This is a genomic window from Roseomonas sp. HF4, from assembly GCF_005222755.1.
Lineage (GTDB): Bacteria > Pseudomonadota > Alphaproteobacteria > Acetobacterales > Acetobacteraceae > Neoroseomonas.
In genome coordinates this window covers 111,038-134,972 of sequence record NZ_STGD01000007.1, presented here as the reverse complement: position 1 = coordinate 134,972, position 23,935 = coordinate 111,038, and the positions used below count along the sequence as shown (strand labels likewise).

The following is a 23,935-nucleotide window of genomic DNA, read 5'->3' as shown; positions in this document are numbered from 1 at the left end:
TTGCCCCATGCTTGTCCGTACATGCGCACGGGCCGTCAAGCCTGCCCGCGCCGCGCCAGCAGGCAGCGGTAGACCGGCGCCACGATGGCCGGCGCGATGAAGAGCGTGAGCTGTGCGCATGCAACCACGAGGCCGAGCCCGGCATCCGCGCCGCCCGCGATGGCGGCCAGCAGCAGCACGTTGTTGCGCGAGCCGGTGACAAGCCCTGCAGACAGCGCCGCCCGCACGGGCGCGCGCCAGAACACCACGGCACCGATCGCCTGGAGGGCGAGGTTCAGCCCGAGCGCAAAGCCGAGCGCCGCCGCGAACTCCCCCGGCGCTTCGGCCAGCGCCGGCCCGACATCGGCCATGCAGGGCAGCGCCGAGACGGCGACGAACACCACCAGGGTCGTGTCGAGCCCGGGCCCCGCCGCGCGCAGCCGCGGCCGCCCGACCGCGGCGGCAACCAGCGCCGCGCCGCCGAAGGCCGTGCCCACCAGCAGCGCGAGCCGCAGCGCCATCGCCGCCGGATCAAGGCTGGCGCCGATTCCGAGCAGCGCGGCCGCCGCCGGCAGCACGAGCGGCGCCAGCGCATTGGAGGGGAGCGCGACGACCGTCAGCAGCGCCGCATCGGCGCCGAGCAGCAACGCGAAGGCCGCGGCCGACATGACGGATGGCGCGGCCGCGATCAGCACGCCGCCGCGCAGCCAGGCGTGGTCCGGCGGCAGCGCGGCCGAGAGCACCACGTAGACCAGCAGCGGCACCGCCGCCGTCACCCAGCCGAGCACCAGCAGCGCCAGCAGGGGCCGGCGCAGCACGCCGCCGAGCGCCGCGGGCTCCACCCGCAGCAGCGCGAGCAGCATGGTCGCGGCCGACAGCGGCAGCAGCAGCGGGCGCGTCGCCTCCGCCAATGGCGGCAGCGCGATCCCGACCAGCGCGCCGCCCGCGATCAGCAGGTTGCCACGGCGCCGGATCGCCGCCGCAAGGCTCATCCCCGCACGGATCGCGGCAATGCCATCACGATCTCGGGGAACAGCGTCATCATCACGGTGAACGCCATCATGATGACGCAGAAGGGCCAGGCGTAGCGCGCGATGCGGAAGATGCCTTCCTGCGTCAGGCCCTGGATGACGAACAGGTTGAAGCCGACCGGCGGCGTGATCTGCGCCATCTCGATCGTCACGATCAGGAAGACGCCGAACCAGATCGGGTCGAAGCCGGCGCCGACGGCCAGAGGCAAGGTCACCGGCAGCGTCATGACGATGGCCGAAAGCCCGTCCAGCACGCAGCCCAGCACAAGGTAGAACAGCATCAGCACGCCGATCAGCGCGAAGGGATGCAGGCCCCAGGCATCGATCGCGCCGGCCACCTCGGCCGGCAGGCCGAGCCGCGCCATGGCCTTCGACAGGAACAGCGCGCCGACCAGGATCAGCCCGATCATGGAGCAGGTGCGCACCGTGCCGAGCAGCGCCTGCCACAGCCCCGCGAGCGTGAGCGTGCGCTGCACGATCGCCACGACCAGCGCGCCGAGCACGCCCATCGCCGCCGCCTCCGTGATGCTGGCCAGCCCGAAATAGAGGCTGCCCATGACGAAGGCGATGAGGAAGACGACCGGCACAAGCTGCCCGAGCGCGGCCAGCCCTTGGCGCAGCGGGACGGGTGCCTCCTTCTGCGGCACGAGGGACGGGTCCCGCCAGGCACGCCAGCCGATATAGCCCATGAACATCAGCGCGAGGCCGAGCCCCGGCACGATGCCCGCGATGAAGAGCTGCAGGATCGGGACATCGGCCACCACGCCGTAGACGATCATCGGGATGGAGGGCGGGATCAGGAAGCCCAGCGTCCCCGCGCCGGCCAGCGAGCCGACGGCCAGGCGCCGGTCGTAGCCGCGCGAAAGCAATTCAGCCAGCGTGATGCGCCCGACCGTCGCGGTCGTCGCGGCCGAGGAGCCAGACACGGCGGCGAACAGCGTGCAGCCCATCACGTTCACATGCACGAGCCGCCCGGGGAGCCGCCGCGTCCAGGGCGACAGGCCGCGGAACAGGTTCTCCGACAGGCGGGTGTGGAACAGGATCTCGCCCATCAGGATGAACAGCGGCAGGGTGATCAGCTCGACCGAGGTGGCGCTGGACCAGACGTCGCCGGCCAGGAAGCGGTCCACGCGCATGTCGCGATAGACCTCGAGCGCGACGATGCCGATCGACATCAGCGCCGGCCCGACCCAGACGCCGCCGGCCAGCGTCGCGACCAGCATGCCGAGCACGAGCGCGACCGGCCCGGTCATTCGTGGCCGCCCCCGGCAAGGCCGGCGCCGAGGTCCGGCGCCTCATGCGCCAGCAGCCGGACCAGCCGCGCGACGAAGGCCAGCAGCAGCAGCGTGATGCCGAGCGTCAGCAGCCCCTGCGGCACCCAGACCGGTGTGCCCATGGGATAGAAGGAGATCGAGCCGAGCTCCACGCTGCGCCACCATTGCAGCCACATCACCCGCGTCAGGAAGCCGAGCGTGCCGATGGCGAAGGCGGTGCCGAGCATGTCGAGCGCGCGCGCGAGCCGCGGCGGCAGGGCATGCAGCAGCACGGCCACGCGGATATGTCCGCCCTGGCGCAGCGCCCAGCCGGAGCCGCAGAACAGGATCATGGCCTGCAGGTAGATCGCGTATTCGATCACCCAGGGCTGGGAGGTCGCGAAGAAATAGGTCAGCACCACCTCGGCGATCAGCATCGCCGCCAGCGCCGCGGCCGCGACGGCGGCCACGGCAGCGCCGGCAAAGCAGGCCGCGTCGGTGGCGCGCAGCGCCGCGCGGATCACGAGCCGACGCGGCGGCGGAACTCGGCGATGATAGGCCCGGCGGCAGGGTTGGCGCGGACGAAGTCGTCGGTCATGCCGGCCGTCGCCTCGCGCATGGCGCGCACCAGCCCGGCCGAGGGTGCCTCGACCGTCATGCCATGGCCGCGCAGGTCGGCCATGCGGGCCTCGTGCTCGCCCTTGGAGACGGTCCAGAACTCGGGCTCGAGCCGCTTCGCGAGGTCGCGCACGGCGTTGCGCTGCGCCTCCGGCAGGCGGCGCCAGGAGTCTGTGCCGACCACCATGAGGTTGCTCGCCCAGAGGTGGTTGGTCGTGTAGGCGTGCTTGAGGAATTCCCAGTAGCGTTGCGCGACCGCCGTAGTGCCGGACGTCATCACGGCATCGACGCGCCCCGAGGCCAGCGCCGGCACCACGTCCGGGCTGGTCAGCTGCTGCGGCACCATGCCAAGGCGGCTTACCATCTCGGCCGTCACGCGGTCGTAGGTGCGCATCCGGATGCCGCGCAGATCGGCCGCCGCCTGGATCGGGCGCTTGAAGTAGAAGTTCTGCGTCGGCCAGGGCACGATATACAGGACGATCTGGTTGCGCCGCTCGAGCTCGCGCTCCCAGGCCGGCCGCACCAGCTCGTGCATGATCTTGAGCTGGTCGTAGTCGGCGATGAGGAAGGGGATGCTCTCGATGCCGAGCAGCGGCAGGTCGCCCACGTTCTGGAAGGCCGCGAATTCGGCCATGGGCACGACGCCGTCGCCGACGGCGCGCACCGTCTCGTTGGCGCGCACGCCGAGCGAACCGCCGGGATGGACCGTGAGCTGCAGCGCGTTGTTCGTGAGCTGCGCCACCTCGCGCCCGAAGCGCTGGGCGTTCAGGGTGTGGAACTCGTTCGGCCCCCAGGGCAGCGAGACATCCCAGCGCAGCTGCTGCGCCGAGGCCGGGCGGGCCGCGATCCCGGCGCCGAGCGCCCCCGCGGCGGTGAGCACATCGCGACGCTTCATGGTCATCCCCCAGGGTTCGTTGCGCGGGAGTGCAGCATGGGTCCCCCAGACCGGCAAGGGCTTTGTACGGACATGAGCATCGGGGACGCCCCCATCCGCCTGCTGCGCGAGGGTCCTGTGGCGACGCTGCTGCTCGATCGCGCCGACCGGCGCAACGCCATGAGCCGCGCGATGTGGACGGCGATGCCGGCGCTGCTGGCGCGCGTCGCCGCGGACGACGCGGTCGCATTGCTTGTCGTGACCGGCACGGGCGGGCATTTCTGCGCCGGCGCCGACATCGCGGAGTTCGAGGACGCCTATCGCGACGCCGCCGCCGTCGCCGCGACCAATGCCGCGATCCGCGACGCGGTCGAGGCGCTGGCCGCCTTCCCCAAGCCCGCGATCGCCGCGATCCGCGGCGCCTGCGTCGGCGGCGGCGTCGCGCTGGCGTTGGCCTGCGACCTCCGCGTCGCGGCCTCCGATGCGCGCTTCGCCGTCACGCCGGCGCGGCTCGGCCTCATCTACAGCCATGGCGACACGCTGCGCCTGGTGCGCGCCGTGGGCGCGGCGCGGGCCAAGGACATGCTGTTCTCCGCCCGCATGGTGGGCGCGGAGGAAGCGGAGCGGATCGGGCTCGTGCAGCGCGTGGTCCCGCCGGAGGCGCTGGAGGCCACGGTCTCGGACACCGCCGCCGGCCTGGCCGCGCTGTCGCGCCCTGCGCTGCGCGACATCAAGCGCATGGTGGGCGCGATCGCCGACGGCGCGCTGCAGGAGACGCCGGACCTCGCCGCGCTCTTTGCCGACGGCTTCGCCGGCGAGGATTTCCGCGAGGGCTACGCAGCGTTCCTGGAGAAGCGCCCGCCGCGCTTCAGGGCGCGCTGATCGCCTCGGCGATCGCGACGAGGCGCGCCTCCGACCAGGCCGGCCCGACCAGTTGCAGCGACCCCGGCAGCCCGCCATCCGGCGCCGCGCAGGGAAACGAGATCGCCGGCAGGCCCGCGATATTGGCCAGCGCGGTGAAGTCCGCCTGGTCGTCGGGCACCGGCGCGCCATGCGCGAAGGCGCGCTGCGGCGCCGTCGGCATCAGCAGCACGTCGCATGTCGCCAGCGCGCGCAGCGCGGCGGAGCGCGCCTCCGCCAGCACGCGGAAGGCGCGTGCCAGGCGGATCGCGCCGGCATCGCGGCCGTAGCGGAGCGCGGCGCGGAAGCCCTCGCTTGCCGCTGCCGGATCGTCGATTATCGCGGCGTGGTCGAGCGCGGCCTCGGCCTCGGTCACGAGAAGCCCGGCGCGACGTGCGGCGCGCGGCAGCCAGCCCGGCATCGCGATGCGTTCGAGCGTCGCGCCGGACGCGCGCAGGCGGTCGAGGACCGCCTCGACCGAATCGCGCAGGCCCACCTCCATCGGCGCATCCCAGGCCGGGGCCGGCAGGCCGAGGCGCAGCATGCGGAGGTCGGCCGCGGCCCCGGGCCGCGCGGTCCAGCCGGCCGGCGCCGGGATCCAGCCGGGATCCGCCGCGTCCGGCGTCACCATGGCCGCGAGGCCGAGCGCCGCCTCGCGGAGCGTGCGCGCGACCATGCCCACCGTGTCGAGCGTGGACGAGAGCGGCGTGACGAGGCTGCGGCCGACCAGCCCGGCCGTGGGCTTGAAGCCGACGACGCCGCAATAGGCCGCCGGGATGCGGACCGAGCCCATGGTGTCCGTGCCGATGGCGAGCGGCGCGAAGCCCGCGGCGACCGCCGCCCCCGAGCCGCCCGACGAACCGCCCGGCGTGAAGCCCGGCGCCAGCGGGTTGTCGCAGCGCCGAGGCGCCGATGTCGTGGCGCCGAGCGCGCCCTCGTGCAACGCGACCTTGCCGAGGATGATCGCGCCGGCGGTGCGCAGCGCGGCGACGCAGGGCGCGTCCTGCCCCGCGATCCGGTCGCGATGGGCGGCAAGGCCGGCCGTCCAGGGCATGCCGGCGACGGCGATGTTGTCCTTCACCAGCACCGGCACGCCGGCAAGCGGGCCGGCGCCGCCGGTCGCCACCGGGTCGAGGTGCCAGACCGCGTGCACCGCGCCGTCGCGCGCCGCGATGGCGGCGAGGCATTCGTCGCGCGTCACGCCCGCTCGTCCAGCAAGCGGATCGCCTTCTGCCGGGCTTCGACCTGCGTCAGCGCCGCGAGCGCGCCCGGCGCCTCCAGCGCGACCGCGACCTCGACGCCGAGCCGCGTGCGGAGCAGGTCCTCGAGCCGCGCGCGCAGCGTGTCCTGCGGCATGCCCTGGACCTCCAGGTGAACGCGCATGGCGTCGCGGCCGTCGGTGCGCGTGACGCGGCAGAGGAATTCGCCGGTCGCGCCGGGCGCCGCCTCGACCAGCAGCGCGCCGATGCCGGTCGGGAACAGGTTGATGCCGCGCAGCTTCACCATGTTGTCCGACCGCCCCAGGAAGCCGCGGATGCGCCGGAACGGGATGCCGAGCGGGTTCGGCCCCGCCACCTCCTCGGTCACGTCATGGGTGTTGAAGCGGATGATCGGGAAGATGTCGTCCTTGAAGAGGCAGGTGCAGACCATGTCGCCGAGGCGGCCTTCCGGAACCGCCGCGCCGGTGTCGGGGTCGACGATCTCGAGGATGTGCGCGTCCTCGTACACATGCATGCCGGTGCGGTCGGGGCCCTCGCCCGCGATGATCCCGGTGTCGCCGACGCCGTACCAGTCGAACACCTGCGCCCCGCCCCAGGCGGCGCCAAGGCTCGCCTGCGACTCGCTGCCGAGATGCGCGCAGATCAGGCGGATCGGCAGGTCGCGGCCGGGCTCGAGCCCCGCCTCCCGCGCCGCATCCGCCAGGCGGCGGATGTAGTCGGCGAAGCCGACGATGCAGGTGGCGCCGAATTCCCGCATCAGGAAAACCTGCTGCGCCGTGCGCGTCTCCACGCCCGTGCCGGCCGACATGAAGCGCGCGCCGACGAAATGCAGCACGGCCTCGCGCACATAATGCCCGCCATTGACCATGCCGTGGCCGTAGACGGAGTGGACGACGTCCTCCTCCGTCATGCCGGCCAGCAGGTACATTCGCGCGAGCAGCCGGTTCTGCGCCTCCCGCGAGCGCGGGCCGAAGAGCAGCGGCTGCGGCGTGCCGGTCGTGCCGCTTGTCGTATGCATGATGATGGGGGGGCGCTGTCCGGGCGGATGGACGTCGCGGCCGTGGAAGTCGCCGATCGGCGGGTGCTCGGCGACCGAGCGCATCAGGTCCGCCTTGTCGTAGGCCGGCAGGCACGCGAGGTCGTCGAGGCCGCCGATGTCGCCCGGCTTCGCGCCGGCGGCCGACCAGAGCCGCCGGTAGAACGGCACCTGCCAGGCGAAGCCGAGGACACGCCGCAGCGCCGCTTCCTGCCGCGCGCGGAGCTCGTCGCGGCTCAGTTGCGCGAAGGCGCGCGGGAAGTCGGGGCCGATCGGGTGGTCGCGCACCAGGCCCGGATGGTCCATCGCCTGGAAGTAGTCGTAGGCCATCGAGGGGCTCCCGGTCAGGGCAGGGCGTCGTTGCAGGCGCGCGCGGCGCCGCCTTCGGCAAGGGCGAGCGCCGCGGCGATGGCGGCCTCGGACCGCGCGGGCGCGACGCCGGCATGGGCCATCAGCGCGCGCGCCTTGCCGATGACCGCCTCGGGCGCGAGCGGATTCTCGGGGTCGCCGAGCGCATCGGCGACACGCGCCTCGAGTCGCTGGCCATCGGGCAGCAGGATCGCGACGCCAGCGCCGAAATGCGCCGGATAGGCGGCGCTCAGCGCCGCGTCGGCCCGCACCGAGATGCGCGCGCGCAGCGCCGCGATGTCGGCGCGCGCGATCCCCTGCGGCGCGAAGGCCGCAAGCGGCGGCGGGCCGTCGAGCAGCGCGACCGCCACGGCGTGCTGCAGCGAGAACTTGGCCTCGATGGTGCTGCGCGGCTCGGCGCGATCGCAAAAGGTGATGGCGTCGGCATAGGCGGCGACTTCGACCCGCTCCGGCATCTGCCCTGCCAGGCCGTCGCGCAGCAGGAGCGCGGCGTCGATCGCGGGATGGGCGTGGCGGCAGGCGGGCCAGGGCTTGAAGGAGGTCTCGTGGATCAGCCACGGCGCATCGGCGCCGTCGAGCACGCGCCCGGGCCGCGCGTCGGGGGAGAAGCCCTCGAATAGGCCCTGCGCGCCCTCCAGGATCGCGCGCGGGCCCGTCATGCCCTGGGCAGCGAGCAGCGCCGCCTCCAGGCCGGCCGCCGCGGCATGGGCCGTGTGCCACTGCTTCGTGAGGCCCGGCTCGTGCCGGCAGCGCCAGAGCCCGCCCGCGACGGACGCGGCATTGCCGAGTGCATCGGCCATGCGCGCGGCATCGAGGCCGAGCAGCGAGGCGCAGGCGGCCGCGGCGCCGAACGGCCCGCAGGTCGCACTGGGGTGGAAGCGGGCGTAGTGCGCCGGGCCGAGCGCGCGGCCGAGCCGGATCTCGGCCTCGTAGCCGCGCAGCACGGCATCGAGCAGCGCCTCTCCCGGCGCGTCGTGCGCGGCGGCCAGCGCGAGCGCCGCGGGCACGACGACCGGGCCGGCGTGCAGGATCGCCTCCCGGTGCACGTCGTCCATCTCCAGCACGTTGCCGAGGGCGCCGTTCGCCAGCGCCGCCATGCGTGCGGTGGCGCCACCGCCGAGCAGGATGCGCGCGGGGCCGGGCTCCGTCGCGGCATGGGCGCGGAAGACCGGGCCGGCCTCCTCCGCCGCGCCGGCCGCGGCGCAGCCGATCCAGTCGAGCACGTGCAGCGCCGCGCGCGCGCGGTCCGCCGCCGCGACGGGGCGCGCGAGCAGCGCGACGAGGCCCTCGGTCAGCGTCAACGGCGCCTCGCGGCGGCGATGACCTCGGCGGTGTGCTCGCCGAGGCGCGGCAGGCGGGGGTCGGGCCGCGCGGGCTCCTCGGCGAAGCGGATCGGGTTGCCGAGATGGAGGTTGCCCTCCGCGTCGCGCCAGACCATGCCGCGGGCCGCGACCTGCGGCCGGGCCACGGCTTCGCGCAGGTCGAGCAGCGGCGCGAAGCAGACGTCGCGTCCGGCGAACCAGGCTTCCCATTCGTCGCGGCTGCGCGTCGCGAAGACCTCGCGCAGGAAGGCCTTGGCGGGCTCGTGGCCGGGGCCGGGCGGGCCAGAGGCGGCCTCCACCAGGTCGGGCCGGCCGAGGGCGTGCAGCAGCGTCTCGACGAATTTGTGCTCCGACCCGCCGAGCACGACGTGGCGGCCGTCGCGCGTGGCATAGATCTCGTAGAAGGCGCCGCCGCCCCATTGGCGTTCCTGCTTGACGCGCGGTGCCGCGCCCTCCCCGAACAGCGTGCCGGTCGCATTCGGCAGCCAGGAAAGCGTGGCATCGAGCATCGCGACGTCGAGGTGGTCGCCGCGTCCCGTCGTCGCCCGCCGGAGCAGCGCCATCAGGATGCCGGAGAGTGCCAGCAGCGAGGCCGTCGCGTCGGCGATCGGCACATGCGGGTGCGTCGGCTGCCCGTCGCGCCCGAGGTTGAGCGAGAGCGTCCCGGCCAGCGCCTCCACCGCCAGGTCGTGCGCCGGGCGGTCGCGGTCCGGCCCGTCCTGGCCGAAGGCGGAGATCGAGCAATAGACGATCCCCGGATTGCGCGCCGCGATCGCGGCGTAGCCGATGCCGAGGCGGTCGACGACGCCGGGGCGGAAGGCCTCCAGCAGCACGTCGCAGGTCGCGGCGAGATCGAGGAAAGCCGCAAGGTCCTCGGGCTTCTTGAGGTCGAGTCGGATCGACTTCTTGCCGCGGTGCGTATTGCGGAACCAGACGCTCTCGCCGCCCTGGCGCGCGCCGATGTGGCGCACCGGCTCGCCGCCCGGGGGTTCGAGCTTGATCACCTCCGCGCCGTGGTCGGCCATCATCGTGGTCAGGTACGGCCCCGGCAGGAACAGCGAGAGGTCCAACACGCGCAGGCCGTCGAGCTTCATCACACCACCCCGGCCGCGCGCAGCGCCGCGACCGCGGCGGCGTCGTAGCCGGCCTCGGCCAGCACGCCCTCGGTGTCGGCGCCGTAGCCCGGCGCGGCGCGCGCGGGCAGCACGGCGCCGTCCAGACGGATCGGGTTCGCCACCAGCGCGAAGTCCTGGCGCGCAGGGTGGGGCGTCGCCTGCGCGCCGCCGCGGCCGCGGAAATACGGGTTGTCCAGCGCCTCGGCGAGCGTGAGCACGGGTGCGACCGGCACCTTGCCGCCGAGCGCCGCGACCCAGTGCGCGTTGGGGTGCGCGCGCATCGCCGGGTCGATCTCGGCCATCAGCGCGTCACGCTGCGCAAGTCGGTCCTCGTAGCCGAGGAAACGCGCGTCCACGGGCAGGTCGGGCCGGCCAATCGCCTCGCAGAAGCGGCGCCAGAAGGCGGGCTTCATGCACATGACGAAGACGTGGCCGTCGGCCGTCGGCAGCATCTCGCAGAGTACGGCGAAGGGATGGCCGCCGCGCGGGCGGCGCTGCACCTCGTGGCCTTCGTTGAGGTACCAGGTCGCGGGGTAGTTCAGGTTGTGCAGCGCGACGTCGTAGAGCGAGACATCGACGTCGCGCCCCTGTCCCGTCGCGCGCGCGCCCATCACGGCCGCGAGCAGCCCAACCGCGGCCGTCAGGCCGCTCAGCATGTCGATGAGCGAGACGCCGAGGCGCGTCGGCGGCCCGCCGGGCTCGCCGGTCAGCGCCATCATCCCGGCCTCGGCCTGGGCGAGGTAGTCGTAGGCCGGCCAGGTCGCGCGCTCGCCCACCCGCCCGTAGCCCGAGATGTGCACGCAGACGATGCCGGGCTTCACGGCCGACAGCGCCGCGTGATCGAGGCCGAGGCGCGCCGGCAGGTCGCCGCGCAGGTTGTTCGCCACCGCATCGGCGCGGGCGGCCAGCCGGTGCAGCACCTCGCGACCCTGGTCGTGCGTCAGGTCCAGCGTGATGGCGCGCTTGTTGCGGTTGAAGGTCTGGTAGAAATGGCTGTCGTTCTCGCCCAGGCGGAATTCGCCGGTATGGCGCGCGAGGTCGCCTGGCATGCCGGAGCCGTCCTCCGGCGCCTCGATCCGCACGACATCGGCGCCGAGGTCGGCGAGGTACATGGTCCCGAAGGGCGCGGCGCCGAACTGCTCGACCGAGACGATCCTGAGCCCGGCCAGCGGCAGGGTCACGCCGGGTTCCGCGCGATCAGCTGCTTGGCGATGATCATGCGCTGGATCTCGTTGGTGCCTTCCCCGATGCACATCAGCGGCGCGTCGCGGAAGTAGCGCTCCACGTGGTATTCCTTGGAATAGCCGTAGCCGCCATGGATGCGCATCGCCTCCAGCGCGTTGTCCACCGCGGCCTCGGAGGCGAAGTACTTCGCCATGCCGGCCTCCATGTCGCAGCGTTCCCCGCGGTCGTATGCGCGCGCCGCGTCGTAGGTCAGCAGCCGCGCCGCCTGCAGGCGCGTCGCCATCTCGCCGAGCTTGAGCTGGATCGCCTGGTGCTCGCAGATCGGCTTGCCCATGGTGCGGCGGATCTGGCTGTAGCGGACGGAATCCATCAGCGCGGCGGAAGCGAGCCCGCAGCCGCGCGCGGCGATGTTGATGCGCCCGAGCTCGAGCCCCGACAGCGCCGCCTGCAGGCCCCTGCCTTCCTCGCCGCCGATCAGGTTCTCGGCCGGCACGCGGTAGTCCTCGAAGATCAGCTCGGCGGAATCGATGCCCTTGTAGCCGAGCTTCTCGAGCTTTCGGGACACGCGGAAGCCCTCGCCCTTGGGCGCGAGCAGCATCGACATGCCGGCGTGGCGCGGGCTGGCCTCGGGGTCGGTCTTGACCAGCAGCGCGAAGCAGGACCCCTGGATGCCGTTGCTGATCCAGGTCTTGGTCCCGTTCACGACGTAGCCGTCATTGCCGCGCCGCGCGCGGGTCCGGATCGCCTGCAGGTCGGTGCCGCAATCGGGCTCGGTGAGCGCGAGCCCGCCGCGCACCTCGCCCGAGGCGAAGCGCGGCAGCCAGGTGCGCTTCTGCTCCTCGGTGCCCAGCCGCGTCACGATCGCCGACATGATGAGGTGGCTGTTGAGGATGCCGGTCAGCGACATCCAGGTCTCGGCGATCTTCTCGATGATGCGCGCGTAGGTCGTCGCGGACAGCCCGAGGCCGCCGTAGTCCACCGGCACGGTCGCGCCGAACAGGCCCATCGCCTTCATCTGCTCGACCATCTCGTGCGGGTATTCGTCCGCGTGGTCGAGACGCAGCACATGCGGTCGGACATCGCGCGCCAGCCACTTCTCGATGCTGGCGAGCAGCTCGGCATCCTCGTCGGGCGCGGTCTGCGGCAGGGCGTCCATGGTCGGGGGTCCTCGGCCGGTATGTCCGTACATGGTGGCGCCGGGCCGTGGCCGGGTCAATCGCGCCCGGCCACGGCCCCGGCCAGGACGGCGACGTCCGGGACGTGCTCGATCCGCTCGACCAGCGCCGCCAGGCGCGCGGCACCGGCGGCGGGGCGGGCGGGCACGGCATGGCCCCAGCAACGCGTGAACTTCTCCATGTTCTCCGCCGCCGTCAGTGGCACCGCGGGGTGGCCGTAGACATGCGCCAGTGCCGCCACGTGCTCCGTGCCGTCCACGAGCCGCACGCGGATCTCCTGCGGGTCGAGCGCGTTCTCGTCGGTGTTGTCGTCGGGCTCGATCCGCACCTTGGCCGCGTGGCGGTGCACGGCCGGGTCGCGCAGCGCATCGCCCAGGAAATCCGGCACGTCGCAGCGCCCCTTCGCCATGAACACGCCGGCGACGAAGGGCAGGCAGAGCTTCGCATAGTTCGAGGCCGGGTCGGTCACCAGCGGCCGGCCCACCAGCCTGCGCACCAGCGGCGGCACGCGCGCGACCACCTCCGCCACGTCGTCGGCGGCGAAGCCATGCGCCTGCATCAGGTCGCGCAGGCCGTGGACGACGCCATGCGTCAGCCGGCCGGACGGGAAGGGCTTGTGCGCCAGCTGCGTGATCTGCCAGTCGCGGCCGAGCGCCCCGGTCACGCGGGCGGCGTGCAGGTTGCCCTGTTCCATCAGCGCGAAATAGCCATAGACGCCCGTGAAGGCGTGACGCGGCCCGGGGAAGCCCGCCTGCACGAGGTCGATCGCGGCGATCGCGCCGCGCGCGTTGAAGCCGATCTGCAGGCCGAGCAGCGGCGATCCTTCGGTGTGCGGCTGCAGCGTGCCGCAGGTCTGGCCGTACATGTGGCCGAAGGCCTGGCGGATCTGCTCGGCCTCGAGCCCCGCGAGGTTGCCGATCGCGGCGACAGCACCGAAGCCGCCGGCGGTCGCAGGGCGGAAGAAGCGCACCGGCGCGTCGGTCGCAACGCCGATCAGCCCGGCCACGTCCACGCCGACGCACAGCGCCGCCACCAGCCGCGCGCCATCCACCGGACGGCCGCGCGCCGCCTCCCGTTCCGACCAGGCGAGCACGGCGGACAGGATGGTGGCCATCGGGTGCACCACCGCGCCCTCGTGCACGCAGTCGAATTCCAGGCAGTGGATCAGGTAGGCGTTGACGATGGCGGCCGAGCCCGCGCCCATGCGCGCGCCGTCGAGCCAGGAGGTCGCCTCCGGCGCCGGCCCCCAGGCGGCCGCGAGCCGCGCGACCTCGGCGACACGCGCGCCCGAGGTGCCGGCGGCCGCCACGCCGAGCGTGTCGAGCAGGAAGGTGCGCGCCTTGTCCCGCGCGGCCTGCGGCAGGTCGTCGAACCGTGTCGCGGCGGCATGCGCCGCGAAGGCGGCCTCCAGCTCCGAGTCGCTCACGAGATGCTCTCCCCCGTCACATGATCCTCGGCGCGCCAGGCATCGGGCGCCGGGTAGTCGCGCGCCAGCCAGGCGGCGCCGTCCAGCGCGCGCCAGGCGAGGCCGAGCGTCGCGGCCAGCGCCTCGATACGCGCGAGGTCCTCCGCATCATAGGTGCCGCGCGCCTGCGCCGCGGCGACCAGCTGCCCCGCGACGCGCCCTTCGGCGAAGAACGGCGCGTAGAGCGAGGATCCCATGCGGCTCGACTTCAGGAACTGCCGGAAGCGCCCGGCCTCCTCGTCGGTATTGCCGATCAGGATGGAGCGGCCGGCCGCGACCACGCGGCCCGGATGGTTCCAGGCGAGCGGGATCATCAGCCGCCGCTGCTCCGGCGGGAAGCCGACGCTGCCCGCCAGCATGTTGTAGGCGCCGTCCGGCGTGACCAGGAAGACGCCGGCGACGCGGTAGTCGAGCTCCCCTTCCTGCAGCGCCCCGGGGCGCGCGGCCGCGCCATGGTCGCCGATCGCGTCCCGCGCGGCATCGGCGAAGCCGCGCAGCGCAGCCTCGACATCCGTCGCCGCCGTGGCGGACCGCGCCGCGGCGGCGAGCGCCACGGCGAAGTCCCCGGCCCCCGGGCGGCCCGTCACTGCGGGATGCGCGCCTCGAGGTTCACGACCGGGCCGACCGTGCGGTTCCATTCGGCCACGCACTCCGCCCCGCAGCGGCGCGCCCAGTTCGGCAGCACGCGCTCCAGCATCGCCTGGCGGCGCGCCTGCACGTCGGCCGGCGAGGGATCGACGCGCGTCATGCCGCCCACCGCACCCAGCGGGCAGGGCCCGGTGGTGTTGCAGGCGATCCCGATCGAATCCTCCTCGGCGTTCAGCGCCCACATGCGGTCCTCGAGCTTCTTCAGCTCGGTGGTCAGGAAATCGCGCACCGGCTGGGGCTGCGCGCGCCACCAGGCGCCGTTCGCGACCGTGGCGCCCGCGCCGTAGTTGATCGGCAGCGTGTAGAGGAAGCGCGTCGCCTCGTACCACTTGGCGACATAGCCCGAGAGCGTGCCGGTGATGGCGCAGTCGATGGTGCCTTGCGCCAGGGCCTGCTGCGTTTCGCCGAAGGCGACATCGACCGGCGTGCCGCCGAAGAAGGCCACGAAGTCACCCTGGCTGGTGCCCGAGGTCCGCACGCGCCGGCCGCGCAGGTCCGCGAGGCCACTCAGCGCCGTGCGGCAATACAGGATCTGGCTCTGGTAGGACTGGTAGGTCAGCGGCACGAGGCCGAGCTGGCGTTCGTAGAAGGCGTTCAACGCCGGACGGAAGGCATCCGTCACGCGCCGGAACTCGGCCATCGATCCGGTGAGGCCCGCGAGGTCGTTGCCATCGTTGATCGCGGCATCGCCGGCATGGTGGCCGAGCTGCGCCGTCGCGATGTTCGCCTGGCCGCGGGCCAGTATGCGGAACACCTCGGGCCCGCGCAGGCCGGCCTCGCTCCAGGGGCGGAAGTTGGAGGTGATGCGCCCGCCCGAGAGCTCGCGCACCTGGGTGTTCCAGAACGGCGCCTCGATGGTGCGGCTCTGGGTCGTGATGCCGATGTTGCCGAGCACGGTCACGCGCGTCTCGGGCAGTGTCTGCGCGGCGGCGGAGGTGGCCATGACGCCGATGGCCGCGGCGGCGATCCAGGTTTTCATGCGGGGGACTCCCTTGGGGGTTGCGGGACAGGCGGAAGCGCCGGAGGCAGCGCAGGATGGGCGCCAGAAACCGGTTTCCAAAGGCCCTTCGGCCTTTGGCGGGGGGAGCGTGAGCGGGGCAAGGCCCCCCTCATCCACCGCCGCCCTTGAAGGCCTGCGGCAGCATGAGCGCCAGTCCCGGCACCAGGGCCAGCAGCACGATCATCGCCACCATGATGACGAGGAAGGGCAGCGCGCCCACCACCACGTCCCGGAACGGCCCGCCGCCGCGCGCCGCCTGCACCACGAACAGGTTCATGCCCACGGGCGGCGTGATCAGCGCGGCCTCGATGAGGATGATGAAGACTATGCCGAACCACAGCGGGTCGTAGCCCACCGCGACCATGATCGGCACGACGACGGGCGTGGTCGCGATCATCAGCGACAGGGTGTCCATGAAGCAGCCGAGCAGGAAATAGAGCGCCACCACCGCCGCCAGGACCACGACCGGCGGGACGTCGAGCCCCTGCACCCAGGCGACGACCGTGCGCGTCAGCCCGATGTTCGTCAGCACGAAGTTCAGGAAATACGCCGCCAGCACGATCAGCATCACCATGCAGGTGGTGCGCATCGTGCCCTCGAAGGCTTCCATCAGGACGCCGGCGTTCAGCCGCCTGCGCGCCGCGGCAAGGGCGAAGGCGCCGAGCACGCCGAGCGCCGCGGCCTCGGTCGGCGTCGCGAAGCCGGCATAGATCGAGCCGACCACCAGGAAGAACAGCCCGGCGACCATCACGAGGCCGCGCCAGGCGCCGGGCGCCCGCTCCACCTCGGTGCCGTGCCCGCCAGCGGCGGGCCGCACGAGGCAGATGGCCCAGACCGCCACCATGAACAGCCCCGCCATCATCAGCCCGGGGATGATGCCCGCGAGGTAGAGGTCCCCCACGGATACGTCGGCCAGCACGCCGTAGATGATCATGTTGATGGACGGCGGGATCAGGATGCCGAGCGTGCCCCCGGCCGCCAGCGAGCCCAGGAACAGCGGCCGCGAATAGCCGAAGCGGTCCATGTTCGGCATGGCGATGGTGCCGATCGTCGCCGCCGTCGCGACCGAGGAGCCCGAGGTCGCGGCGAACAGCGCGCAGGACGCGATGTTGGTGTGCATCAGCCCGCCCGGCACGCGCGCGAGGCGCGGCGCCAGCGCGCGGTACATCTCCTCGGCCAGGCCCGCGCGCAGCAGCACCTCCCCCATCAGGATGAAGAGCGGGATGGAGACGAACAGGAACTCGGTCGAGGTGGACCAGGCGATGTCGCCGAGCGAGGGCAGCGGCGGCAGGAAGGCATAGAGCTCCCCGAGCGCAAGCCCGAGGTAGAACAGCGCCGCGGCGATGGGTATGCCGATGCCGACCAGCAGCAGCAGAAGCGCGGTGGCGACCCCGGTCATCGGCCGAGATCCCCGGCCTCGGCCGAAAGACCGGGAATGCCACCGATCCGGTCCACCTGCGCCGCGTCGCCGCGCAGCAGCGCCACGAGCGCGGCCAGCGTGCTCATCCCCGCGACGAAGCCGAACCACGTGAGCCCGAGCGCGAAGACCGACTGTGGCACCACCATCGGCAGCGCGAGCGGCGTGTTGGAGACCGCGCCGAGGCGCAGGCTTTCCCGCGTCACGTCCCAAGCATACCAGGCGAAGGCGGCGGCGACCGGCGTCAGCGCGGCCAGCGCCAGCACGTCCAGCACGCCATGCGCGCGTCCCGGCAGCAGGCGGTGGAGGATGTCGAGCCGGATATGCGCGCGTTCCGTCACCGCGAAGGCGAGGCCGAGCGCGAGCGAGGCCCCGAAGGCATAGCGCGACAGCTCGAAGGAATGGAACGGCGCAACGTTGGCGGCGTTGCGAAGCACGACGTCGAGCCCGATCAGCAGCGCCGCCAGCGCCATCAGCGCGCCGCCCACCCGGGCCAGCAGGCGCGACACGCTGGCGAGCAGCGCGATCACGCCGCCGCCGGTTCCGTGGGCGGCGCGACCTGCGCGGCAAAGGCGCGCGCGATCTCCGCCCGAGTCGCGGTCCAGACGCCTGCGCGCGTGGCGGCATGCTGCAGGAAGCGTTCGAAGGCCCAGATCCGACCGGGACGCCCGATGATGCGCAGATGCAGGCCGAGCGACATCATCCGCGGCGCCTCCGCCCCTTCCGCGTGCAGGCAGTCGAAGGTCGCGACCGCGTAGTCGAGCCAGTGCTGCGGCGTGTAGGACGGGGCCACCCACATCTTCATGTCGTTGCTGTCGATCGCGTAGGGCAGGACGACGATGGCGCGCGGGCCGGCGGCGGTCTCCACCACGTCCCAGCGCGGCACGTCGTCAGAGTAGTCGTCCATGTGGTAGAGAAAGCCTTCCTCGGCGAGCGTCGTGCGCAGCCGCGGCGAATGCAGGTAGCGCGACAGCCAGCCGACCGGGCGCTGGCCGGTCGTGGCGCGGATGCTGTCCACGGCCTTGCGGACGAAGTCGCGCTCGCCGGCCTCGTCCAGGCGGAACTGGTGGATCCAGCGCCAGCCGTGGCTGCAGGCCTCGTGGCCGCCTTCGCGGATCGCCGCGGCGATGGCGGGTGCGCGCTCCAGCGCGACGGCGGCGGCGGTGAAGGTGGCGCGGACGCCGTGGCGGTCCAGCAGGCCGAGGATGCGCGGCGCGCCGGCGCGGATGCCGTAATCGTAGTTGCTCTCGTTGCCGAAGTTGCGGATCGGCGCCTTCAACGCGACGCCGAGCTCGTCCACGGGCTCGGGGCCCTTGTCGCCGTCGCGCACCGACATCTCGGCGCCTTCCTCGACATTCACGACAATGGACAGCGCCAGGCGCGCACCGCCCGGCCACTCGAAGCCCGCCATCCGCCCCCCAAGGCCGCTTGTACGGACATGAGGCCGCGCTTTCGCGGCCGCGTCAATGCTCGGCCGGCAGCCGCCCGAAGCCCTGCACGCGGTCCTGGATGCCGTTCTGCCGCAGCGCCCACCAATAGGTCGCGGTGTTGATCGCGAGCACCGGCTTGCCGAGCCAGAATTCGGCGACCGCCGCGACGCGCGCCATGGCGAGGTTCGTGCCGACCTGAACGATGGCCTGCACGCCCTCCCCGTCCAGTTCCTTGATCGTGTCGCGCAGCGTCTCCTCGGACACGCGCGCGATCGCGACCGGGCTCTCGCAGCGCAGGCCCTTCAGCGCCGCAACCTCGAAGCCGCAATCGGTGAAGAAGCGCACGACCTGGCGGTCGCCGACCGGCTGGTACGGCGTGATGACGGCGATGCGCCGGATGCCCGGGTCCAGCGCGCGCAGCGCCGCCTGGCAGGCGTCCGAGCCCATCGCGACCCCCACCCCGGCGCGCGCCTCGATCCGCTGCTGCAGTTCGAGGCTGCCTTCGAGCCCGTCCCAGAAGGTCTCGGCCGACATGCCCATGACGAGGTAGTCGCAGTCGGCGGACATCACGCTGTCGACCGCCTCCATGATGGTGCCGCGGATCGCGTCCATCAGCGCCTCGAAGTCGGCGTCGCTTCGGATGTCCATGTTGGGGATGCGGATGCGGGAGAAGTGGTTGGTCACCCCCGGCGGCCGCATGGCGTCGAATTCCGGCTGGACGGAGGTGTTGGTCGATGGCGCGATGACGCCGAAGGTCCTGCGCCAGCCGAGGGTGTCCGTCATGTCCGTCCTCCGGGTTCCCGGCCGCCGCGGCGTCTCACAGCCGCCGCTAGGCCATCGCGCCGATGCTGGACCGGAACCGCGCCAGGGCATAGCCGAACAGCGCGGCGCCGATCGCGCCGAGGGCGACCAGCTGCGGCCACACCACGGCAAGCCCCGCGCCGCGGAACAGCACGCCCTGCGACAGCATGACGAAGTGCGTCGTGGGCGCCGCCAGCATGACCACCTGCACCGCATGGGGCATGCTCTCCCGCGGAGAGGTGCCGCCCGAGAGCATCTCGAGCGGCAGCAGCACCAGGATCACCAGCAGCGCGAATTGCGGCATCGTCCGCGCGACGGTGCCGAGGAAGATGCCCATCGACGCGGTCGCGAAGACATGCAGCGCCGCGCCCGCCAGGAACAGCCCGAGCGACCCCTGGATCGGCACCCGCAGCACCCCCTGGACCACCACCGTCATGGCCAGCGCGGTCGCCGCCAGCACCACGAGGCCGGTGGACCAGATCTTGGCAGTCATGATCTCGAAGGGGGTGACGGGCATCGCGAGAAGGTGCTCGACCGTGCCGTGCTCGCGCTCGCGGATCAGCGCCGCGCCCGAAAGCAGGATCGAGAGCAGCGTGACGTGGTTGACCACCTCCATGACCGCGCCGAGCCAGGCCGTGTCCAGCTGCGGGTTGTAGCGCGCGCGCAGGACGAGCTCCGCCGGGGGCGCCTCCGCGGCTCGGCCGCCGCCCAGGAAGGCGGCGACCTCGCCGGCCACGATCGCCTGGATGTAGCCGCTGCCGGTGAAGGCCTGGCTCATCCGCGTCGCATCAACGTTCAACTGGATGGCGGGCCGGCGCCCGGCCAGCAGGTCGCGCTGGAAATCCGGCGGGATGTCGAGCGCGAAGGTGTCGCGCCCGGCATCCATCCGGGCGTCCATCTCCTGCTGCGTGATGTACGCCGGCGGCAGGAACCAGGGCGGGTAGAAGGCGCCGGCGATGCGCGAGGAAACCGGCGAGCTGTCCTCGTCCACGATCGCGATGGCGGCGCGGCTCAGCGTCTCGGGCATCGCCGTCGCGGCGGCGTGGATGGCGATCGTGAAGGAATAGACGATCAGCACCAGCATGATCGGGTCGCGCAGGAGGCTGCGCAGTTCCTTCACGCCGAGGTGCAGGATGTTCGTCGCGCGCATCCTCAGCGCTCCTGCTTGCGGAGCAATGCCGCGCTGAGGCCGATCAGGACCGGCCCCGCCAGCAGCAGCGGCAGCAGCGTCCAGCCGAGGTCGGCGAAGCCGAGCGCCTTCGAGAAGGTGCCGCGCGAGACCATGACGTAGTAGGTCGTGGGATAGACACGGCCGATCCAGGCGCCGACGCCCTCCAGCGTGTCCACCGGATCGATGACACCCGAGAACTGCACGGCGGGCAGGATGGTCATCACCGCGGTCGCGAAGATCGCCGCGACCTGGCTGCGCAGGAAGGTCGAGGCGAGCAGCCCGAGCGCCGTCGCGGCGCCGAGATAGAGCAGCGTCGCCGCCGCCAGCGTCGGGAAGCTCCCCTTCAGCGGAACCCGGAACAGCGTAACGGCGATCGCCGCCATCAGGAGGAAGTTCAGCATCCCGATCGCGACGTAGGGCAGCTGCTTGCCGAGCAGGAACTCCAGCCGCGTCACCGGCGTGACGTAGAGGTTGACGATCGAGCCCAGCTCCTTCTCCCGCACGACGCTGACCGCGGTCAGCATGGCCGGGATCATCATCAGCAGGATCGGGATGACGGCAGGCACCATCGCCACCAGGCTGCGCAGGTCCGGGTTGTAGCGGAAGCGCGTCTCGATCGTGAACGCGGGGGCCGGTGCGCCAGGGCCCCGCGCGGCGCGGCGCTCCAGCCAATGCGCGTGCATCCCCTGCACGTAGCCGCGGATGGTCTGCGCGCGGGACGGCATGGCGCCGTCGATCCAGGCGCCCACCTCCACCGGCCGGCCGCGCGCCAGGTCGCGCCCGAAGCCCGGCGGAATCTCGATCGCGAGCGTCACCTCCCCCGACCGCATCCGCCGGTCGAGTTCGTCATGATCGGCGATCGGCGGGCGTTCGATGAAGTAGCGCGAGCCCGCGATGTCGAGCGCATAGTCGCGGCTTGCGGAGGTGCGGTCGCGGTCGAGCACCGCGAAGGTCATGTCCTCCACGTCCATCGTGATGCCGTAGCCCATGATCACCATCAGCAGCACCGTGCCGACGAAGGCGAGCGTCGCGCGGATCGGGTCGCGGCGCAGTTCCAGCGCCTCCCGCCACGAATAGGTCGCCATGCGCCGCGGGTCGAAGCGGCGGCGGCGCGGTGTGGCGGCGGATGGTACGGACGGCGTCGCCTGCGCCGCGCCTGCGCCCGGGCCGGCGCCGGTGGCGTCCTCGAGCCAGCCGATGAAGGCTTCCTCGAGCGTCGCGACGCCGCGCTCGGCCGCCAGCGCTGCCGGCGCGCCGCTCACCAGCACGCGCCCGGCATGCATGAGGGAGACGCGGTCGCAGCGCTCCGCCTCGTGCATCAGGTGGGTGGAGATGAAGATCGTCACGCGGTCGCGGCGCGCGAGTTCGATCAGGATGCGCCAGAAGGCGTCGCGCGCCACCGGGTCGACGCCCGAGGTCGGCTCGTCGAGGATCAGCATCTCGGGCCCGTGGATCATCGCGACCGCGAGTGAGAGCCGCTGGCGCTGCCCGAGCGGCAGTGCGCCCGGCAGGGCGTCCATGATGCCCGCGAGGTCGAAGCGATCCGCCATCATGGCGATCCGCGCCGGGATCTCGTCCCGCGGCAGGCCAAAGAGCCGCGCATGCAGCGCGAGGTTCTGCCGCACCGTCAGCTCGCCATAGAGCGAGAAGCCCTGCGACATGTAGCCGACGCGCCGCCGGGTCTCGATGTCGCGCGCATCGACCGCGCGGCCGAACAGCCAGGCCTGCCCCTCGCTGGCGGGCAGCAGGCCGGTCAGCATCTTCATCGTCGTCGTCTTGCCGCAGCCGTTAGAGCCGAGGAAGCCGAAGATCTCGCCGCGGCCGATGCGGAAGCTGACCCGGTCCACGGCGGTGAAGTCGCCGAAGCGCATGGTCAGGCCGCGCGCCTCGATCGCCGCCTCGCCATCCGCATCGGGCGCACGGGGCGGGATCTCGACCGCACGGTGGCCGGCCCGTCGCGCCGCCGGCAGCAGCGCGATGAAGGCGGCCTCGAGCGAGGCCGTGCCGCTCCGCGCCAGCAACTCGGCCGGCGTGCCTGCGGCCAGCACGCGGCCCGCATCCATGGCAGCGAGCCAGTCGAAGCGCGCCGCCTCCTCCATGTAGGCGGTGGCGACCAGGACGCTCATGCCCGGCCTACCGGCGCGGATGCGGCCGACCAGGTCCCAGAACTGGCGGCGCGACAGCGGATCGACGCCGGTCGTCGGCTCGTCGAGGACAAGCAGGTCCGGGTCGTGGATCAGCGCGCAGCAGAGGCTGAGCTTCTGCCGCATGCCGCCCGACAGCTTCGCCGCGGGCCGGTCCGCGAAGGGCGCGAGGCCGGTGCTCTCGACCAGCTGGCCGATGCGGCGCTCGCGCTCCGCACGGGCATGGCCAAAGAGGCGGCCGAAGAAGTCGATGTTCTCGAACACCGAGAGCGTCGGGTAGAGATTCCGCCCGAGCCCCTGCGGCATGTAGGCGATGCGCGGGCCGATGGCGGTGCGGTGGCGGGCATCGGCCATGTCGCCGCCCAGCACCTCGACCCGCCCCGCCTGCACCGCCCGCGCGCCGGCGACCAGCGCCAGCAGGCTCGACTTGCCGACCCCGTCCGGCCCGATCAGCCCCGCCATGCAGCCGGCCGGCAGGTCGAGGTCGACCGCATCGAGCGCGACGGTGCGCCCGTAGCGGAGGCCGACGCCCGCGAGCCGCGCGACCGGCGCCGTCATGGCGGCAGCCGCACCGCGAGATGCGGGGGCCAGGGCACCGCGGCGTCCACCCGAACATAGGCGACGCCCGGCAGGCCGGTCTTGACGCGGTGGACGTAGTCCCGGAGCAGCTCGGGGCTGACCCGTGCGCGGATGCGGAACATCAGCTTGAGCCGTTCCTCCGCGGTCTCGACCGTGCGTGGCGTGAACTGCGCGACGTCGGCGACGAAGGAGATGCGTGCCGGGATGACGAAGTCCGGCGCGGCGTCGAGCACGAGCCGCGCCTCGGCGCCGAGCGCCAGCCGCCCGGCATCCGCCGTGGGCAGGAAGAAGGTCATGTAGACGTCGGCGAGGTCGACGAGGTTGAGCACGCGCCCGCCGGCCGCCACGACCTCCCCCGGCTGCGCCACACGGTACTGCACGCGCCCGGCGCGCGGCGCGCGCAGCGCGCTGTCGTCGATGTCCGCCTGGATGCGCTGGATCGTCGCGCGCGCCGCCTCGGCCGCCGCCTCGGCCGCCACGACCTGCCCGCGCGCCGCGCCGGCCGCCGCCTCGGCCGCCGCGACCTGCGCCAGGGCGGCGCTGTGCGCGGCGCGCATGCCCTCGAAGCCGGCGCGGTCGTCGTCCAGGGTCTGCAGCGGCGCATTGCCGCGGGCGGCCAGTTCCTCGGTCCGCGCGAGGCGCCGGCGCGCCGCGTCGCGCTGCGCCTCGCGCTGCGCAACGACGGCCTCCGCCGCCGTCTTCTCGGCTTCGCGCTGCACGACCTGGCTGCGCGCGGTGTCGATGCCGATCAGCGCGCGACGGAGCTGCGCCTCGGCCTCGCGCAGCTGCGCCTCGAGCACGGCGGTGTCCATCCGGGCGAGCACCTGCCCCTCGGCCACCAACTCGCCCTCCTCCACCAGCACCGCCGCGATCCGGCCGGGGACCTTGGCGGCGATGTCGATCTCGACCGCCTCGATGCGGCCGTTGCCGCGCGCGATGCCGGCCGGCAGCGGCGCCGGCCGCGTTGCCTGCCAGGCGAGATAGGCCACCGCGGCGGCGGCAAGGGCCAGCGCCACGAGAAGCACGGCCCGGACGGAGATGCGGAAGGACATCACGGGATGCATCCGGCCTGGTGGGACTGCTCCGGGTTGATTAGGCGCCGCGGCACGGCGGGACCTTGCGCGAGCGCAAGAATTCACCGCGGTGCAGCACGGCGCGGCGCCCGTCACGTCGCGTCACGCCGCGCCGCCGCGCCGCCATGCT

21 protein-coding genes are annotated in these 23,935 nt (G+C 72.9%); 1 reads left to right on the top strand and 20 read right to left on the bottom strand.

Translation table 11 applies throughout. The annotated features are described in order from the left end of the window. Positions 1-35: 35 nt before the first annotated feature. The 4 genes from E8M80_RS12750 to E8M80_RS12735 are packed head-to-tail and all read right to left on the bottom strand — an operon-like array spanning position 36 to position 3,776. Complete coding sequence (locus E8M80_RS12750) at positions 36-971, bottom strand: hypothetical protein (protein WP_137126079.1); 936 nt, start codon at positions 969-971, stop codon at positions 36-38. Beyond that, positions 968-2,263, bottom strand: coding sequence for a TRAP transporter large permease (locus tag E8M80_RS12745; protein WP_137126078.1), 1,296 nt, complete (start codon positions 2,261-2,263; stop codon positions 968-970). The genes E8M80_RS12750 and E8M80_RS12745 overlap by 4 nt, the downstream gene beginning before the upstream one ends. Beyond that, entirely contained in the window at positions 2,260-2,787 is a 528-nt protein-coding gene (locus E8M80_RS12740; RefSeq protein ID WP_240790012.1) for a TRAP transporter small permease subunit, read from the bottom strand. The genes E8M80_RS12745 and E8M80_RS12740 overlap by 4 nt, the downstream gene beginning before the upstream one ends. Next, the gene (locus E8M80_RS12735; RefSeq protein ID WP_240790011.1) at positions 2,784-3,776 is read right to left on the bottom strand and encodes a TRAP transporter substrate-binding protein; all 993 of its coding nucleotides are present in this window, start codon (positions 3,774-3,776) and stop codon (positions 2,784-2,786) included. Before E8M80_RS12735 ends, E8M80_RS12740 begins: the two co-directional genes overlap by 4 nt. A 72-nt stretch (positions 3,777-3,848) precedes the next feature. Between E8M80_RS12735 and E8M80_RS12730 the strand changes: the two genes are divergently transcribed. Next, a complete protein-coding gene (locus E8M80_RS12730; RefSeq protein ID WP_137126076.1) occupies positions 3,849-4,637 on the top strand; it encodes an enoyl-CoA hydratase/isomerase family protein in 789 nt (262 codons plus the stop codon). Here the strand turns inward: E8M80_RS12730 and E8M80_RS12725 are convergent. The 16 genes from E8M80_RS12725 to E8M80_RS12650 all read right to left on the bottom strand — a co-directional run bounded on the left by E8M80_RS12725 (position 4,624) and on the right by E8M80_RS12650 (position 23,784). Then, on the bottom strand, positions 4,624-5,856 hold the full coding sequence (locus E8M80_RS12725) for an amidase (RefSeq protein WP_137126075.1): 1,233 nt from the start codon (positions 5,854-5,856) through the stop codon (positions 4,624-4,626). The genes E8M80_RS12730 and E8M80_RS12725 overlap by 14 nt on opposite strands. Then, positions 5,853-7,241, bottom strand: coding sequence for a phenylacetate--CoA ligase family protein (locus E8M80_RS12720; RefSeq protein WP_137126074.1), 1,389 nt, complete (start codon positions 7,239-7,241; stop codon positions 5,853-5,855). The genes E8M80_RS12725 and E8M80_RS12720 overlap by 4 nt, the downstream gene beginning before the upstream one ends. A 14-nt stretch (positions 7,242-7,255) precedes the next feature. Next, complete coding sequence (locus E8M80_RS12715) at positions 7,256-8,581, bottom strand: MmgE/PrpD family protein (RefSeq protein ID WP_137126073.1); 1,326 nt, start codon at positions 8,579-8,581, stop codon at positions 7,256-7,258. Then, on the bottom strand, positions 8,578-9,696 hold the full coding sequence (locus E8M80_RS12710; protein WP_137126072.1) for a CaiB/BaiF CoA-transferase family protein: 1,119 nt from the start codon (positions 9,694-9,696) through the stop codon (positions 8,578-8,580). Before E8M80_RS12710 ends, E8M80_RS12715 begins: the two co-directional genes overlap by 4 nt. Next, complete coding sequence (locus E8M80_RS12705) at positions 9,696-10,898, bottom strand: CaiB/BaiF CoA-transferase family protein (RefSeq protein WP_137126071.1); 1,203 nt, start codon at positions 10,896-10,898, stop codon at positions 9,696-9,698. The genes E8M80_RS12710 and E8M80_RS12705 overlap by 1 nt, the downstream gene beginning before the upstream one ends. Then, positions 10,895-12,058 (bottom strand): acyl-CoA dehydrogenase family protein, encoded by a 1,164-nt coding sequence (locus tag E8M80_RS12700; RefSeq protein WP_137126070.1) that lies wholly within the window; start codon positions 12,056-12,058, stop codon positions 10,895-10,897. Before E8M80_RS12700 ends, E8M80_RS12705 begins: the two co-directional genes overlap by 4 nt. Before the next feature lie 56 nt (positions 12,059-12,114). Beyond that, the gene (locus E8M80_RS12695; protein ID WP_137126069.1) at positions 12,115-13,503 is read right to left on the bottom strand and encodes an MmgE/PrpD family protein; all 1,389 of its coding nucleotides are present in this window, start codon (positions 13,501-13,503) and stop codon (positions 12,115-12,117) included. Further along, positions 13,500-14,129: a GAF domain-containing protein gene (locus E8M80_RS12690; RefSeq protein ID WP_170979374.1), complete on the bottom strand. Its 630-nt coding sequence runs from the start codon at positions 14,127-14,129 to the stop codon at positions 13,500-13,502. Before E8M80_RS12690 ends, E8M80_RS12695 begins: the two co-directional genes overlap by 4 nt. Next, positions 14,126-15,169 carry a TRAP transporter substrate-binding protein gene (locus E8M80_RS12685; RefSeq protein ID WP_137126067.1) on the bottom strand — a complete coding sequence of 348 codons (1,044 nt, stop codon included), beginning with the start codon at positions 15,167-15,169 and terminating at the stop codon, positions 14,126-14,128. Before E8M80_RS12685 ends, E8M80_RS12690 begins: the two co-directional genes overlap by 4 nt. Positions 15,170-15,299: 130 nt before the next feature. Continuing rightward, positions 15,300-16,589 (bottom strand): TRAP transporter large permease, encoded by a 1,290-nt coding sequence (locus tag E8M80_RS12680; RefSeq protein WP_137126066.1) that lies wholly within the window; start codon positions 16,587-16,589, stop codon positions 15,300-15,302. Then, positions 16,586-17,137 carry a TRAP transporter small permease subunit gene (locus tag E8M80_RS12675; protein WP_137126065.1) on the bottom strand — a complete coding sequence of 184 codons (552 nt, stop codon included), beginning with the start codon at positions 17,135-17,137 and terminating at the stop codon, positions 16,586-16,588. The genes E8M80_RS12680 and E8M80_RS12675 overlap by 4 nt, the downstream gene beginning before the upstream one ends. After that, positions 17,134-18,018: a polysaccharide deacetylase family protein gene (locus tag E8M80_RS12670; RefSeq protein WP_137126064.1), complete on the bottom strand. Its 885-nt coding sequence runs from the start codon at positions 18,016-18,018 to the stop codon at positions 17,134-17,136. Before E8M80_RS12670 ends, E8M80_RS12675 begins: the two co-directional genes overlap by 4 nt. Before the next feature lie 52 nt (positions 18,019-18,070). Then, positions 18,071-18,820, bottom strand: a complete 750-nt coding sequence (locus tag E8M80_RS12665) for an arylmalonate decarboxylase (protein ID WP_137126063.1) — start codon at positions 18,818-18,820, stop codon at positions 18,071-18,073. A 46-nt stretch (positions 18,821-18,866) separates the two neighbouring features. Next, the gene (locus E8M80_RS12660) at positions 18,867-19,988 is read right to left on the bottom strand and encodes an ABC transporter permease (RefSeq protein WP_137126062.1); all 1,122 of its coding nucleotides are present in this window, start codon (positions 19,986-19,988) and stop codon (positions 18,867-18,869) included. A 2-nt stretch (positions 19,989-19,990) separates the two neighbouring features. Beyond that, complete coding sequence (rbbA, locus tag E8M80_RS12655) at positions 19,991-22,711, bottom strand: ribosome-associated ATPase/putative transporter RbbA (RefSeq protein WP_137126061.1); 2,721 nt, start codon at positions 22,709-22,711, stop codon at positions 19,991-19,993. Beyond that, entirely contained in the window at positions 22,708-23,784 is a 1,077-nt protein-coding gene (locus tag E8M80_RS12650) for an HlyD family secretion protein (protein WP_137126060.1), read from the bottom strand. Before E8M80_RS12650 ends, rbbA begins: the two co-directional genes overlap by 4 nt. Between the last annotated feature and the right edge of the window lie 151 nt (positions 23,785-23,935).

Excerpts from the sequence above, each read along its gene's own strand:
- E8M80_RS12750 (WP_137126079.1), bottom strand. The coding sequence starts at position 971 with ATGAGCCTTGCGGCGGCGATCCGGCGCCGTGGCAACCTGCTGATCGCG.
- E8M80_RS12745 (WP_137126078.1), bottom strand. The coding sequence starts at position 2,263 with ATGACCGGGCCGGTCGCGCTCGTGCTCGGCATGCTGGTCGCGACGCTG.
- E8M80_RS12735 (WP_240790011.1), bottom strand. The coding sequence starts at position 3,776 with ATGAAGCGTCGCGATGTGCTCACCGCCGCGGGGGCGCTCGGCGCCGGG.
- E8M80_RS12730 (WP_137126076.1), top strand. The coding sequence starts at position 3,849 with ATGAGCATCGGGGACGCCCCCATCCGCCTGCTGCGCGAGGGTCCTGTG.
- E8M80_RS12720 (WP_137126074.1), bottom strand. The coding sequence starts at position 7,241 with ATGGCCTACGACTACTTCCAGGCGATGGACCATCCGGGCCTGGTGCGC.
- E8M80_RS12710 (WP_137126072.1), bottom strand. The coding sequence starts at position 9,696 with ATGAAGCTCGACGGCCTGCGCGTGTTGGACCTCTCGCTGTTCCTGCCG.
- E8M80_RS12700 (WP_137126070.1), bottom strand. The coding sequence starts at position 12,058 with ATGGACGCCCTGCCGCAGACCGCGCCCGACGAGGATGCCGAGCTGCTC.
- E8M80_RS12685 (WP_137126067.1), bottom strand. The coding sequence starts at position 15,169 with ATGAAAACCTGGATCGCCGCCGCGGCCATCGGCGTCATGGCCACCTCC.
- E8M80_RS12680 (WP_137126066.1), bottom strand. The coding sequence starts at position 16,589 with ATGACCGGGGTCGCCACCGCGCTTCTGCTGCTGCTGGTCGGCATCGGC.
- E8M80_RS12670 (WP_137126064.1), bottom strand. The coding sequence starts at position 18,018 with ATGGCGGGCTTCGAGTGGCCGGGCGGTGCGCGCCTGGCGCTGTCCATT.
- E8M80_RS12665 (WP_137126063.1), bottom strand. The coding sequence starts at position 18,820 with ATGACGGACACCCTCGGCTGGCGCAGGACCTTCGGCGTCATCGCGCCA.
- E8M80_RS12660 (WP_137126062.1), bottom strand. The coding sequence starts at position 19,988 with ATGCGCGCGACGAACATCCTGCACCTCGGCGTGAAGGAACTGCGCAGC.
- rbbA (WP_137126061.1), bottom strand. The coding sequence starts at position 22,711 with ATGACGGCGCCGGTCGCGCGGCTCGCGGGCGTCGGCCTCCGCTACGGG.
- E8M80_RS12650 (WP_137126060.1), bottom strand. The coding sequence starts at position 23,784 with ATGTCCTTCCGCATCTCCGTCCGGGCCGTGCTTCTCGTGGCGCTGGCC.